At 56.0% G+C, this 14,139-nt stretch carries 14 protein-coding genes; 7 read left to right on the top strand and 7 right to left on the bottom strand.

The genetic code is table 11. The features are described 5' to 3' along the window. Nucleotides 1-173 precede the first annotated feature (173 nt). From WFP70_RS04140 to WFP70_RS04120, 5 genes are all read left to right on the top strand, one after another. Nucleotides 174-968 carry an SDR family NAD(P)-dependent oxidoreductase gene (locus tag WFP70_RS04140; RefSeq protein WP_337022689.1) on the top strand — a complete coding sequence of 265 codons (795 nt, stop codon included), beginning with the start codon at nt 174-176 and terminating at the stop codon, nt 966-968. Nucleotides 969-1,158: 190 nt separating this feature from the next. Next, on the top strand, nt 1,159-1,509 hold the full coding sequence (locus WFP70_RS04135) for a hypothetical protein (RefSeq protein WP_337022688.1): 351 nt from the start codon (nt 1,159-1,161) through the stop codon (nt 1,507-1,509). Between the two features lie 49 nt (nt 1,510-1,558). Then, nucleotides 1,559-3,559: a protein-disulfide reductase DsbD family protein gene (locus tag WFP70_RS04130; RefSeq protein ID WP_337022687.1), complete on the top strand. Its 2,001-nt coding sequence runs from the start codon at nt 1,559-1,561 to the stop codon at nt 3,557-3,559. Beyond that, nucleotides 3,559-4,281, top strand: coding sequence for a DsbA family protein (locus tag WFP70_RS04125; protein WP_045814387.1), 723 nt, complete (start codon nt 3,559-3,561; stop codon nt 4,279-4,281). Before WFP70_RS04130 ends, WFP70_RS04125 begins: the two co-directional genes overlap by 1 nt. Continuing rightward, nucleotides 4,278-4,781, top strand: a complete 504-nt coding sequence (locus WFP70_RS04120; RefSeq protein ID WP_337022686.1) for a protein disulfide oxidoreductase — start codon at nt 4,278-4,280, stop codon at nt 4,779-4,781. Before WFP70_RS04125 ends, WFP70_RS04120 begins: the two co-directional genes overlap by 4 nt. Before the next feature lie 265 nt (nt 4,782-5,046). Here WFP70_RS04120 and WFP70_RS04115 read toward each other — a convergent pair whose 3' ends face one another. Next, nucleotides 5,047-5,376: a cupin domain-containing protein gene (locus WFP70_RS04115; RefSeq protein ID WP_034827258.1), complete on the bottom strand. Its 330-nt coding sequence runs from the start codon at nt 5,374-5,376 to the stop codon at nt 5,047-5,049. A 128-nt stretch (nt 5,377-5,504) separates the two neighbouring features. Here WFP70_RS04115 and WFP70_RS04110 point away from each other — a divergent pair, with 128 nt between their 5' ends. Next, entirely contained in the window at nt 5,505-6,140 is a 636-nt protein-coding gene (locus tag WFP70_RS04110) for an RpiB/LacA/LacB family sugar-phosphate isomerase (RefSeq protein WP_337022685.1), read from the top strand. Nucleotides 6,141-6,246: 106 nt separating this feature from the next. Here the strand turns inward: WFP70_RS04110 and WFP70_RS04105 are convergent, their stop codons facing one another. The 6 genes from WFP70_RS04105 to WFP70_RS04080 all read right to left on the bottom strand — a co-directional run bounded on the left by WFP70_RS04105 (nt 6,247) and on the right by WFP70_RS04080 (nt 12,638). Continuing rightward, nucleotides 6,247-6,984, bottom strand: a complete 738-nt coding sequence (locus WFP70_RS04105) for an ABC transporter ATP-binding protein (RefSeq protein ID WP_337022738.1) — start codon at nt 6,982-6,984, stop codon at nt 6,247-6,249. Between the two features lie 18 nt (nt 6,985-7,002). Further along, nucleotides 7,003-7,869: an ABC transporter ATP-binding protein gene (locus WFP70_RS04100; RefSeq protein WP_337022684.1), complete on the bottom strand. Its 867-nt coding sequence runs from the start codon at nt 7,867-7,869 to the stop codon at nt 7,003-7,005. Further along, nucleotides 7,841-8,647: an ABC transporter permease gene (locus WFP70_RS04095; protein ID WP_442956331.1), complete on the bottom strand. Its 807-nt coding sequence runs from the start codon at nt 8,645-8,647 to the stop codon at nt 7,841-7,843. Before WFP70_RS04095 ends, WFP70_RS04100 begins: the two co-directional genes overlap by 29 nt. Before the next feature lie 95 nt (nt 8,648-8,742). Further along, on the bottom strand, nt 8,743-9,768 hold the full coding sequence (locus WFP70_RS04090; protein WP_337022682.1) for an ABC transporter permease: 1,026 nt from the start codon (nt 9,766-9,768) through the stop codon (nt 8,743-8,745). Beyond that, nucleotides 9,765-11,396 carry an ABC transporter substrate-binding protein gene (locus WFP70_RS04085; protein ID WP_337022681.1) on the bottom strand — a complete coding sequence of 544 codons (1,632 nt, stop codon included), beginning with the start codon at nt 11,394-11,396 and terminating at the stop codon, nt 9,765-9,767. Before WFP70_RS04085 ends, WFP70_RS04090 begins: the two co-directional genes overlap by 4 nt. 60 nt (nt 11,397-11,456) lie before the next feature. Beyond that, a complete protein-coding gene (locus WFP70_RS04080; RefSeq protein ID WP_442956327.1) occupies nt 11,457-12,638 on the bottom strand; it encodes a mandelate racemase family protein in 1,182 nt (393 codons plus the stop codon). A 299-nt stretch (nt 12,639-12,937) separates the two neighbouring features. Between WFP70_RS04080 and WFP70_RS04075 the strand changes: the two genes are divergently transcribed. Next, nucleotides 12,938-14,053, top strand: a complete 1,116-nt coding sequence (locus WFP70_RS04075; RefSeq protein ID WP_337022679.1) for an ABC transporter substrate-binding protein — start codon at nt 12,938-12,940, stop codon at nt 14,051-14,053. Nucleotides 14,054-14,139: the final 86 nt, after the last annotated feature.

The raw sequence follows: 14,139 nt of genomic DNA, 5'->3' as shown, positions 1-14,139 counted from the left end.
TTGCTGATGGTGGCGCTGTGGACGATTTGGCGGGGAAGAAAACGGGCCGCAAATGCTTATGGTCATCCCGGATCGTGATAATAACCGCATGATTTGATAAGGCATATTTCATACGCTCAACCAGGCTTGATGGATGTTCTGCATGATATTGCGCATCCATCAAGAAGACCTGTATGAAAATTGATTTGCACGGTAAAACCGCATTAGTCACTGCCTCAACGGGCGGCATTGGCTTCGCCATCGCTCAGGGATTGGCTGAGAGTGGGGCCGAAGTGGTGCTTAACGGTCGCAGTGAAGCCTCGGTAAGCCGCGCGCGTGAGAAGCTGAATGGATTGGTGGCGGGGGCCAAAATTCATACTTTTATCGCCGACCTGGGTAGCGCGCAGGGCGTGAAGCAGTTGCTTAACGGGTTACCGCCCATCGATATTCTGGTCAACAATGCGGGGATTTATGGTCCGCAGGACTTTTACGCCACCGATGATGAAACCTGGGAAGCGTACTGGCAGACCAATGTGATGTCGGGCGTACGTCTGTCTCGCGCTTTGTTGCCGGAGATGGTGAAACGCGGTTGGGGGCGTGTGGTGTTTATCTCTTCTGAATCGGCGCGCAATATCCCCGCGGATATGGTGCATTACGGTGTGACCAAAACCGCGCAACTCTCACTGGCGCGTGGGCTGGCGAAAGTCGCGGCAGGGAACGGCGTGACGGTAAACAGTGTGCTGCCGGGCCCCACGATCTCCGATGGCTTTGCCGCAATGATGGAAGAGGAGGTTAAGCGCACCGGAAAATCGTTAGAGGTGCTGGCAAAAGAGTTCGTGATGGCACAGCGTCCGAGTTCGGTGATCCAGCGCGCCGCCACAGTAGAGGAAGTGGCGAATATGGTGGTGTATGTGTGCTCGCAACAAGCTTCGGCCACCTCCGGCGCGGCATTGCGCGTCGATGGCGGTGTGGTGGATGACATTGTTTAACCCTTAATGGTAAGCACAAAACCGTAGCGGCGAGATCTATCGCGCCTTCTGACAGCAATCAAGCTGCCAGAAAGTATTGCGCTGCTACGCTATCGACACGCAAAACACCAAGACAAAAGTTTACACAGCAAAGCTTGGTGTTTCTGCTGCATGTGCATAAAATGCCTGCACTTTACTCTGGGGCGATGGCATGACCAAATCAGCACAACGCGCAAAATGGATTCTGGCACTGCTTTGTCTGGTGCTGGCGTTTTGTCTTGCCCAGCGTAGCTTTAATTTGCCCAGTGCCCCTCAGGCGCAGACCAGCGCCTCGTCGTTCAGCGATCATGAAACGTTCGGTGGCGAAAAACTCTGTTCCATCAGCGGAAAATCACTGCACGCGGCTGCCCCGATTATCGACAGCGTCATGCCGTTTTTATTGATGGTCGTGGCTCTGTTTACCACGCTATGCACTTCTAATGCGGTTAGCGGCTATCGTCGCGAACCCCTCTTTCCGCCGATACAGCGGCGGCATCTGACCTTCTGTGTCTTCCGGGAATAACACCACGCTGTCCATCGCGTAAACCTTGTTATTCACCGGAGAAAAATTCATGAATCTCTTTATCAGGAGCCTGCTGCTCCTGTTGGTCAGTTGCACGAGTATTGTGCACGCTGCCGACACAGGCTGGCTGCGTAATGCACAAAACAGCCATGCAGAAGTGCGCTTACGCAGCGCAAACAATGGCGCCGATGCGCAAATATTGCTGGATATCCGCCTGGAAAAGGGTTGGAAAACCTACTGGCGGTCGCCGGGGGAAGGCGGCGTGGCCCCTGAAATTCGCTGGCAAACCCCCGATGTCAATGCCGCGTGGTATTGGCCAGCACCTGCTCGTTTTGACGTGAGCGGACTCACCACCCAAGGCTATAAAGGCGATATCACGCTGCCGATAACGTTGGCGAAGGTGTCAGATAAACACCTCGCCGGCACGCTCACGCTGTCGACCTGTAGCGATGTCTGCATTCTGACCGATTTCCCTTTCACGCTGGATCTCGACCAGCAGGCTGACCCCGATTTTGCCCGCGATTACGCCCAGGCGATGGGGCAGATCCCCGCTGAAAGCGGTTTGACCGATCAACTGGACGTCAGCAACGTCAATGGCGAACTGCAAATACGCGCTCAGCGTCAGGGTGGATGGACTAAACCTGAGCTGTTCTTCGACTATCCACAAGGCAGCATGCTGGCTGCACCGCAGATCACGGTGAAGGGCGACATACTCAGCGCTCGGGTCGCGGTCACCGATGAGTGGGGCGAAGCTGCACCCGATTTGCGCGGTAAAACCTTGTCGCTGGTGGTCGTTGACGCGGGTATTGCCCAGCAAAGTTCGGTGATTATCGGCGCTCAGCCCCTTGTCTCCGACAGCACATCACAAACCCTATGGTCGGTGATATTGCTGGCGCTGTTGGGCGGATTGATCCTTAACCTGATGCCATGTGTGCTGCCGGTGCTGGCCATAAAACTCAGCGGTCTGGTGCAGCAACAAGGCCAATCGCGGCGTCAGACCAGGCAGCAGTTTCTTGCCTCCAGCGCTGGGATCCTGTTTTCGTTCCTGCTGCTCGCGGCGTTGATGACCGGCCTGCGGCTAAGCGGGCAGGCGCTGGGCTGGGGCATCCAGTTCCAGAGCAGTGGTTTCCTGCTATTGATGGTACTGGTGATGTTCCTGTTCACCGCCAGTCTGTTCGATTTGCTGCATTTCCGTTTACCTTCCGGTCTTAACACCCGACTGGCAACACAGGGCGGTAGCGGGCTGCTGGGGCATTTTGGTCAGGGGGCTTTTGCCACGTTATTGGCGACGCCGTGCAGCGCGCCGTTTCTCGGAACCGCAGTGGCCTATGCGCTTACCGCACCCTTGCCGCAGCTGTGGTTGCTGTTTGCGGCACTCGGTATCGGTATGAGCTTGCCATGGCTGTTGGTGGCGGCATTGCCAGGTTTGGCGCGCTGTCTGCCGCGTCCGGGGCGCTGGATGGTTCATCTGCGTACTCTGCTTGGTCTGTTAATGCTGCTCGCCACCTTCTGGCTGGTCACGCTGTTGATCCCGCATTGGGGTAGCACCGTTGCCACGGTACTGGGTGGCGTATTGCTGCTGGTGCTCTGTGGCTGGTTAATTCAGCGTCGGGCGCTGCAACAAGCCGGTGTGGTATTTATCACTCTGACGTTGGTGGGGGCGGTATTCCTGATGACGCGCATTGAGCCAGAGGAGGAAACGCTCTACTGGCAGCCGCTGACCGAAGCGGCAATCAATCAGGCGCTGGAGCAAGATAAACGCGTGTTTGTCGATGTCACCGCCGACTGGTGCATTACCTGCAAGGTGAATAAATCCCGCGTGCTGAATCAACCTGACGTGCACGCCGCGCTGAAAGCCGACGATGTGGTGCTGCTGCGCGGTGACTGGACCCAGCCCGATCCGGCGATCGGTGAATTCCTGCGTAAACGCGACCGTGTCGCCATCCCTTTTAACCAAATTTATGGCCCGGCACTGCCGCATGGCCACATTTTGTCACCGTTGCTGAGTCGTGAAGCGGTGATTTCTACTCTCTCTGAGGCCAAAAAATGATGAAAAAATCCCTGTTACTGTCCCTGATGTTTCTGACTCTGCCTGCGCTGGCGGCGGCACCCTTTACACCTGAACAAGAGGCACGCATCAAACAGCTGATTCGTGAAACGCTGGTGCAGAATCCGGCGATTCTGGCTGAAGCGGCTGATGCATTTGATAAAGAAGCGGCGAAACAGCAGCAGAGCGTTGTCGCGCAGATGGTGAAGAAAAACCACGATGCCTTGTTCAACGATGCGGGTTCACCACGCATCGGCGCTGAAAAACCCGCGCTGACGCTGGTGTACTTCACTGACTACAACTGCGTGTTCTGTAAGAAATTCGATGCGGATATTGAGAAGCTGCTGAAAACCTATCCACAGGTGGCGGTGGTATTAAAACCGCTGCCGTATCGTGCCGAAACCTCTTTGACATCCGCGCGTCTGGCATTGACGGTTTGGGAACAGCAACCTAAAAACTTCCTGAAACTCCACGAGCGGTTGATGGCGAAAAAGGGCAACCACGATGAAGCGAGCATTGCCGCGGCGCTGGATAAAACCGGTATCAAGCTGAAAGAACCCAGCAAAGCCAGCCTCGACACCATCAATGAGAATCTGACGCTGGCGCAGCAGTTAGGGGTTCAGGGCACACCTGCTACGCTGGTGGGCAATGAGCTGATCAGCGGCGCGGTGCCTTATGCGCAACTGGAAGCGGCAGTGAAGGGCGCGTTGCAGGCGAAGCCATGATGCGTCTCAAGCGCTGGCTGCGTGAAGCAGCAGTGCTGGTGCTGATCGCCGCGGCGATAATTTGGGGCATGGATTGGCTGCGCGCGCCACAGCTGCCAGCCGGTCTGGCACAACAGCCGCTAACGACGCTGCAAGGCGAAGTCAATCTGGCCACATTAAGCCAGGACAAGCCGGTGCTGGTGTATGTGTGGGCCACCTGGTGTGGGGTGTGCAAACTTACCACGCCAACGGTGGCTGCACTGAGCCAGAACGGTACGCAGGTGGTGACTGTGGCGCTGCGATCGGGGGATGACCTGCGTGTCGCGACCTGGCTGGAGAAGAAAGGTCTGCGCGGTCCGGCGGTGAACGATGAGAACGGTGCAGTGAGTCAACGCTGGGACATCAGCGTGACACCGACCTTTATCGTATTGCAGCAGGGCAAAGTGGTGAGCACCACCACCGGCTGGAGCAGCAGTTGGGGATTGAAATTGCGGCTCTGGTGGGCGGAAAAATTTAGCTAGCGCGTAAGTGAATGTCAGATCGCGCTAAACAGCGTATTGACTGACAGATAGGATTACTGCTTAGCCAGGCTGTCACTTCTCGGAGTGGCAGCTTTTTTCGTGCTAAGGCAAACGAATGACGTGAAGGCACCGTGTTAGCGGCGCGAGGACCGCCAGCCCCAAAGCGGCCCCAGACTGCGTTCACGCTGGTCGTTTAACAGACAAGCGGCAATCCAGCAGGAACGCATGCACTATCCAGGGATGCACCTGCATGTGTCTCTGCCATCTACCGCGCCCCGAGAAAATCCTCACGCTGCGGTGTAAAAGTATCCAGCAGCGTACCCGCTTCCAGACAAACGCAGCCGTGCACAACATTGGGCGCTTTATACAACGTATCTCCAGCGCCGACCTCCTGCGTAAGCCCATCAATCGTAAAAGCGAAACGGCCCGACAACACGTAGGTCAGTTGTTCATGTGGATGATGATGCAACGGTCCAACCGCATCCTTCTCAAAGGTCACTTCGACTGCCATCATCCGTCCCCCGTGGGCCATGACTCGCCTCTTCACGCCGTTACCGAGGTCTTCCTGAGTGGTTGCGCTTTTATAAATAAACATGGGTTCTCCTCACCAGTGACTTCATTAATGTGTGAAGTAACTCACACCAAAAGGGACATTTCAGGGCTGCATTTTAGCGCACCTTGATTAAAATGAAACAGTGTTTCAATTTAATTTGAGGATGGATCATGAAAATCGCTTTGATGATGGAAAATAGCCAGGCCGCTAAGAACGCAACCGTATGGAAAGAACTGCAAAACGTCGCGCAACCGCTCGGCCATCAGGTATTCAACGTCGGCATGAGCGACGAGCAGGATCACCATCTGACTTATATTCACCTCGGCATCATGGCCAGCGTCCTGCTTAACAGCCAAGCGGTGGACTTTGTGGTCGCCGGTTGTGGCACCGGACAGGGCGCCTTGGTATCGCTCAACCTGCATCCTGGCGTGGTGTGTGGCTATTGTATCGATCCCGCTGATGCCTATCTGTTTGCTCAGATCAACAATGGCAACGCGCTTTCGCTGCCGTTCGCCAAAGGTTTTGGCTGGGGTGCTGAACTGAATCTGCGCTTTATCTTTGAGAAGGCCTTTACCGGCGAAAAAGGTCTGGGTTACCCGCCTGAGCGTAAAGAGCCGCAGGTGCGCAATGCGGGCATTCTCAATGAAGTCAAAGCCGCGCTGCTGAAAGACAATTACCTGGATTCGCTGCGTGCGCTGGACCCTGAGTTGGTAAAAACCGCAGTGAGCGGGGCGCGTTTGCAGGAGTGCCTGTTCGAACACGGACAGAATCAGGATATCGTGCGATACGTGCGTGAATTGCTTTAATGCGCTGCTGTTAAGCGGATCTTGCTACTCAAATCAGGTGCGCACCCTTGCGCACCTGACCAGAACTCACCTCAGCGCCATCCCCGTTAATGGCAACCCGTACCGTTTAAGCCCGACTCGACTCCACCAACATCTGTGTATAAGCCACCTGCGCCCGATTCCCCACCAATGCATCGACATCCAGCGTCTCCAGCATTTTCCCGTGCTGCATGACGGCAACCCGATGGCACAGATGCGCCACCACACCGAGATCGTGTGTCACCATTAAATAAGTAAGATTCTCCTGCTGCTGTAAATCACTCAACAGGTTCAGGATCTCCGCCTGTACCGACACATCCAGCGCTGAGGTTGGCTCATCCAGTAACAGCACGCGCGGTTCGAGGATCAACGCACGTGCAATGGCCACACGCTGGCGCTGACCGCCAGACAGTTGATGCGGATAGCGAGTTTGCCAGGCGCGGTTGAGGCCCACTTTTTCCAGCATGGTCATCACGCGTTCGGAACGTTGTCCGATGCCGTGAATATGCAGCGGCTCTTCCAGAATGTCGCCAATGGTATGGCGTGGATGCAACGAGCCATAAGGATCCTGGAACACCATCTGCACCTCGCGGCAGAGGGCACGATCAATGCGATGCTCCAGTTTTCGTCCTGCAATGGTGAGATCTCCATCCCAATGGGTAAACAACCCGGCAAGACATTTCAGCACCGTGGTTTTCCCCGATCCAGACTCGCCGACCAGACCAAAAATTTCTCCTTCACGCACCGACAAATTGACGTCATATAGCACCTGGTTGCGCTGCTCGTCCTCGCCAAAGCTGAGGTTAAGGTGACTCACACGGATCATCTCGTTCATGCTCTCTCCTTAAGGTTGTAACCAGCTGGCCTGGCGCTGTAGCACTGGCAACCGAGAACGGCGCGCATCCATATCCGGCAGCGCGGCCAGTAATCCCTGGGTATAAGGATGCTGGGCGTGGTCGAGTTGATCGGCAGACAGCGATTCGACCACGCGGCCGGCATACATCACCAATACGCGATCGCAAAAGCGCCGCACCAGATTGAGGTCGTGACTGATAAAGATCAGGCCCAGTCCGCGCTGTTGCACCAGTTCATCCAGCAGCGTCAATACCTGCAAGCGAACGGAAACATCCAGCGCCGAGGTCGGTTCATCGGCGATCAGCAGTTCCGGGTCGGTAATCAGCATCATGGCGATCATCACACGCTGACCTTGTCCGCCGGAGATCTCATGTGGGTAGCACTGATAGACGCGCTGAGGATCGCGGATCTGCACCACCTCCAGCATCTCCAGCGCCCGCTGGCGTGCCACCTCACGCTGCCCCGGATGGTGACTGCGCCAGGCTTCGGCAATTTGCTCGCCAACACGTACCACCGGATTCAGCGAGTATTTCGGGTCCTGCATGATCATCGAAATACGCTTGCCGCGCACGGCACGCATTTGTGCAGGAGAAGCCCGCAGCAGATCGACATCAGCAAACTGCATGCGCTGGGCGGTGACTTGCGCGCTGCGCGGATGCAGTTGCAACAGCGCGCGGCCCACCGTGGATTTACCTGAGCCTGATTCGCCAACGATGGCCAGTTTCTCTTTGCCTAACTGAAAAGAGATGCCGCGCACTGCTGGGGTAATCTGGCGTCCGTTAACGAAATTAACCTGAAGATCCTGCACGTCGAGCAGGGGAGCAGCGCTATTCGCTGCGGGGATCGAGGATGTCACGTAAGCCATCTCCTAAGAAGTTAAACGCCAGACTGTTGATCAGAATCGCTAACCCAGGCACGGTGACTACCCACCAGCACTCCAGCATATAAGTGCGGCCACTGGCGATCATCGCGCCCCATTCCGGGTCGGGCGGCTGCGCGCCCAAACCGAGGAAACCCAGACCTGCCGCGGTCAAAATGATGCCCGCCATGTTCATGGTGATGCGGATAATCACCGAAGGCAGACACAGCGGCACAATGTGCTTCCACAGAATGCGCAGGGGAGACGCACCCTGTAAGCGCACGGCGGAAACGAAATCTGCCTGCCGCAGCGACAACGCTTCCGCGCGTGCCAGACGGGCAATCGGCGGCCAGGCAGTGAGGGTAATCGCCATCACCACATGTTCCAGGCCGGGACCCAGCGCCGCGACAAACGCCAACGCCAGCACCAGACTCGGGAACGAGATGAAGATATCGGTGACGCGCATTAATACGCTGTCCACTTTGCCGCCAAAGTAGCCGGCGGTGACGCCCAACAACAGGCCTAATGGCCCGACGGTGATCGACACCAGCATGACGATATACAAGGTAATGCGCGCGCCCCACACTAAGCGGCTGAAGATGTCGCGTCCAAACTCATCGGTGCCAAACCAGTGCTGCGCGTTCGGCGGCATGAGTGCGTTATTTAAATCCTGAATCAATGGATGGTAAGGGGCGATCCACGGCGCAAACAGCGCCACGATCAGCAGCAGTAAAATGATGCCTCCGCCGATGGCCGTGAGAGGGTTACAGGCCATTTGCCACAGGAAATGGCCGATACGCGACAGGGTACGACGATAGCGTGCCACGCGTTCGCGGGTGGTGCTGGCATGAAGCAGATCGAGAGAGGCAGTCATACTTTGGTCCTCGGATCGAATACCTGATAAAGCAGGTCAGAGAGCAGGTTAAGCAGCACGAAAATCAGGCCGACCACCAATACGCAGCCCATCACCGCATTCATGTCGCCGAGCATCAAACTGCCGGTGAGATAAGAGCCAAAGCCGGGCCAGGAGAACACGGTTTCAATCAGCACCGCGCCTTCGAGCAGGGATCCGTATGCCAGTGCCACCACCGTCAGCAACTGCACCAGAATATTGCGGAAGGCGTGTTGCCAAATCACTTGCCACTCGGTCAGCCCTTTCACCCGCGCGGTCAGGATGAACTCCTGCGACAGCTGCGCAAGCATAAAGCTGCGCGTCATACGGCTGATGTAGGCCAGCGAGTGGAAACCCAACAGCGAAGCGGGCAGGATCAGATGATTGAGCGCGTTGTTAAACACCTTGATATTGCCCGCCAGCAGCGCATCCACCAGCAGCAAACCTGTACGGCGCGGCACAATACCATCCAGGCTGAAATCGACCCGACCGGCACCGCCGACCCAACCCAAATGCGCGTAGAACAGCAGTAAACCGATCATGCCGACCCAGAAGATTGGCGTGGAGTATCCAGCCAGACTGATAATGCGCACCAGATAATCCACCAGGCTGTTACGGCGTGCCGCAGCCCAGACGCCCAGCGGTACGCCGAGTCCGGTGCCAAGCACAATCGCCAGCGTGGCGAGTTCAAGGGTGGCAGGGAACACGCGCAGGATATCGTTAATCACCGGCTGCCCGGTGAGCAGCGCCAGCCCAAGATTGCCGTGTAGCAAACCTTGCAGGTAGATCCAGAACTGCACCCACAGCGGTTTATCAAAGCCTAGCTGGTGATAAACCTGCTGATAGGTGGCGTGGTCGGCATCCGGTCCAACAATCGCCAGCACCGGATCGAGCGGCATCACGCGGCCAATAAAGAAGGTCAGCAGCAACAGGCCGAATAGCGTGATGGCAACCTGTAATGTTCGGCTACGCGCTCGACGCCAGTGGCGTTTGGTTAAGGTCATTGGACACCTCCGACCAGGCTGTCTGGCGTTTTCCACACATCACGCAGGAAGGTGGTGGCAGAAGGATGCGGCACATAATCCTGCACGCGATTATTTACCACCACGGAATCCGTCATCTGCGAAATCGGCATCAGCACCGGGATCAACTGGTCGTAACGCTGCTGAATCGCAAAATAATCCTGCTGCTGTTTGGTGCTATCTCGTTCCAGCAGCGCCTGATCGATCATCTGATTAAGCTGAGCATCGTAGAAGCCGGTGCGCCAGCCCTGGAAGTTGGTAAGTCGGGCGCTGTCGGCGTTATTCGGGTTGTACACCAGCGATCGCAAACTGGAGTGCGGATGCGGTTCAACACCACTGCCGCCACGCCCCACCAGTAAATTGAACTGACGTTCGCGCATTGCGCCATAAATCTGGTTGCCGGTGCCGGTGATGATTTTGGCGCGAATGCCTGCCTGCATCAGCGTGGATTGAATGGCGATAGCGATGTTCAGGAACGGTTGATCGGCCAGCACACGCAAGGTGGTGTCGAAGCCATTGGGGTAGCCCGCTGCGGCCAGCAACGCTTTGGCTCGTGGCACATCAAGACGATAGCCGGGATCGGGCAGTGTTTCAGGCATACCAGACTGGATCGGACGCTGATGCAAGGTGCCATAACCGGCCATCAGCGTTTTATTGATGCCCTGATAATCGACTAAGTAGCGCACGGCTTCGCGCACCTGCGGATTGGCGAAGTGGTCATCCTTCATGCTCATCGCCAGGTAATAAAGGGTGCCTTTCTGCACCGCATCAATGGTGAGATCCGGATCGTGGCGCAGCGCCTGCACATCGGGGATTGCCATGTTACTGGCAATGTCGATATCGCCTTTCTCCATCATCAAACGCAAGGTTTGTGACTCCTGCAAATGCCGAAACACCACGCGGGTTAACCTGGGAGCGCCACGCCAGTAATTTTCATCCCTGCTCATGCGCAATACATCTTTGGCCTGCCAGACATCAAGACGGAACGGGCCGGAACCGGCTTCGTGCGTGGTCAGCCAGCGGTTGCCCCAGTCATCGTTCACCGCGTTGGCCTGTACAGTTTTACTGTCCAGCACCACCATGCTGCCGAGTGCGGCCAGGGAGTAGATCACCAGTTGCGGATCGTTAGGCTTAGGCAGCTGGATCACCACCGTGCGGGCATCCGGTGCAGTGATCATCTGATCCACGTTGTCTTTACTGAAGCCATAGGATTTCCACACTGACGCCTGAGCCAGATTGAGATGCAACACCCTGCGCATCGACCAAATCACGTCTTCGCTGGTGAGTGGGTTACCGGAATGGAAATGCACGCCTTCGCGCAGATGGAAAGTGAGTTGGCGATGATCGGCGCTGATCTCCCAACGTTCCGCCAGAGCAGGGCGCACGTGGGTGAGCTGGCGTGGATCCAACTCGACGAGCCCATCATAGAGATTGACCACAATTCCCACCACTTCATTGCCGGTCATCGCGGCGGGGTCCAGCGTCAACAGGTTGTTCATGTTTATGCCCACAATCAGCTGGTCGTCTGGCGTGGCGGCCAGCAGCGACGGGCTACCCGTGAGCAGCATTAGCGCGGCGCACCATGCTCTGCAATAACGAGATATGTTCATAAGCAAAGTCCAGCAGGTCAGAGGTTTATAGTTGTTTGCCGTACTGCTTGTGTTCGACGCTTACCAGCGATTGAGCGTGTGGGTTTCAATCCAGCTGAAATTGATGTCCTCCCCGAGTCCAGGGCGTGTCGGTAGATGAACAAAGCCCTGATCGTCCATCGGATCCACCAGGCTATTAAGATAGGCCGGCGGTTGTTCGTAATCGAGGAAAGGGTGCAGCAGTCCGCGTTCATACCAGCGGCAGTTACGAATGGCACCCACCACCGCGATGCTGGCCGCGCCGTTGCCGTGCACTTCACAATCCATGCCGAAGGCTTCTGCCAGGCTGGCCACTTTCAGGGTGGCAGAGATGCCACCGACGCCGTTGGCTCCGGCACGCAGGATGTCACAGGCACCTGCACGCACCCAGTCGGCACGACTGTGGTGTTTGCCGCCGAGGCTTTCCGGGCCGAGTACGTCAATGCTGAGGTTTTCCGCCAGCCAGGCGTAAGAGGCCATGCTCTCCTCTTCCATCGGCTCTTCAAACCAGGCGAAGTTGAGCTTTTCCAGCGCTTTGCCGATGGTGAGCGCCTCACTGCGGCTGTACCAGTGGTAGCCATCCAGCATCAGGGCGATATCCGGACCTACCGCTTCGCGTACCGCGGCACAGGCTTTGATATCCATTGCGGTGCTGGGGGCGAAAGAAACCGGCGGCATCCAGGTATGCAGTTTTATGGCTTGATAACCGCGTGCTACCAACTTCTCGGCAAACTGGGCGTACTCGTCCGGCGTTGAGAGGCCACCCTCCAACTCATCGCCGCACATGGTGCTGCCGTATGCGGGGATTTTCTCACGAAAGCCGCCCAGAAGCTTATGCACCGGTTGTTTAAGCTTGCGGCCAATCAGATCCCACATGGCTTGTTCGACAGCGGAGAGTGCGCGCTCGGTGAGTTGGTGCGCGCTGCCACGCTGCCAGTGCACCAAATCCTGCCACAAGCGTTCACGATCAAAGGCGTTTTGCCCGATCAGCACCTTACGGAAGAAGGCGTTGACCACATGCGGTCGTATGACTTCGGCTGGTGCGAAAGCATATCCGCAATCGCCGTCTTCGCTGGTCAGCGTGAGCAGCGCCATTTGCGCATCGGTTTCTGCACCAGGGTGCGAGTGGCCCGCGCTATCTGATACGCGGCGCGTAGGGTAGGTAAAGAGAGTGACATCAATGGCGCTGATCTTCACGGTAAGACCTCCAGACAGGATTTCCATGCTCAGGGCGAGCGTTAAATTAAAAATAAAACAGCGTTTCAATTCGTAATTTAGCGTTCACAATTTGTTTACGCATTAGGTGAAGTGCGGGAAGAGAAGGTCATTACCTGGGCAGTTGCATGGGGTGCTGTGAGCACTTTCACGAAAGAAGGTCGTTTTGTGAGCGGCTACACAGTAAGAAAAACGGCAAGGGGATGTAAAAAAATGTGTCTCAGGGGCTTTTCATTTCGCGTCTGCCAGGTAATAGTGACGCCGCGAAATTTTAATAATAATCATTATCATTTGTATGGGTAGACATAATGAAAAAATGGCTGTTAGCGCTGGGGTTACTGGCTGTGGCGGATTCCGCTTCGGCAAAAATCATCACTGACATTGCAGGACGTCAGGTTGAAGTTAAAGAGGAATCGAAACGCATTATTTTGGGCGAAGGGCGCCAGATGTATCTGCTGGCGGCATTCGATACCGTCGCGCCTTTCCATCGCGTAGTGGGCTGGCGTGATGATTTCCATAAGGCCGACTATGACGGTTATATGGCTTATGAGAACAAGTATCCGGAAATTAAAAAGCTGCCTACCTTTGGTGGGGCGAAAGATGGCACCTTCAACGTTGAGCAGGCACTGACGTTAAAGCCGGACCTGGTGCTGATGAACCTCGAATCAAAAGCCGCCACGGATGAAGGCAAGTTGATTGAGAAGTTGCAGGCGGTTGGCGTACCGGTGGTGTTTATCGACTTCCGTGAGAAGCCGATGGAGCACGCCGAGAAGAGCATCCGCATCATGGGCGAACTGGTCAATAACCCGCAGCGTGCTGAAGAGATTGTGGCTTTCCGCCGCGCGCAGATCGAAAAGGTGACCGATCGCCTGAAAAACTTCACCGGCACACGTCCAAAAGTGATGATTGATCGTGCAGGTGGCTACACCGATGAATGCTGCATGTCGTTTGGTAATGAGAACTTTGGTCAGATGGTCGAAATCTCCGGCGGAAGCAATATCGCTAAAGAACTGATCCCTGGCACCTTCGGTACCCTGAACCCAGAGCAAATCATTGCCAGCCGTCCGGATGTGGTGGTAGTGACCGGTGCCAACTGGAAGAACTACAACACCGTGGGCAAATGGGTGGGCGTTGGCCCTGGCGCAGACACCAAAGAAGCCACGGCACGTTTGAAGTTGCTGATGATGCGCGATGCGTTTAAAACCCTGCCAGTTGCCCACAACGGCAATGCACACGCCATCTGGCATCAGTTCTACGACAGCCCATATCAGTTTGTCGCGATTCAGGCGATGGCCAAGTGGCTGCATCCGGATCTGTTCAAAGATATCGATCCTGACGCCACCTTCCGTGAGTTCCATGAAAAGTTTCTGCCATTGCCTTATCAGCCGGGTTACTGGGTGACACTGCCTGCGGATAAGTCATAACCTTTAGGCTTTTTGCGGTAATCGCGCGCATTACTCTTCATCTTTACTAATATTTTACAGGCGGTTGGCTGCGATTTCGGGGAAGC

Origin of the sequence: Pantoea sp. USMM079 (assembly GCF_037153115.1) — a bacterium.
Classification (GTDB): Bacteria; Pseudomonadota; Gammaproteobacteria; order Enterobacterales; family Enterobacteriaceae; genus Pantoea; species Pantoea communis.
Note: the sequence above shows the minus strand (reverse complement) of the source record. Positions and strands in the feature narration are given on the sequence as shown.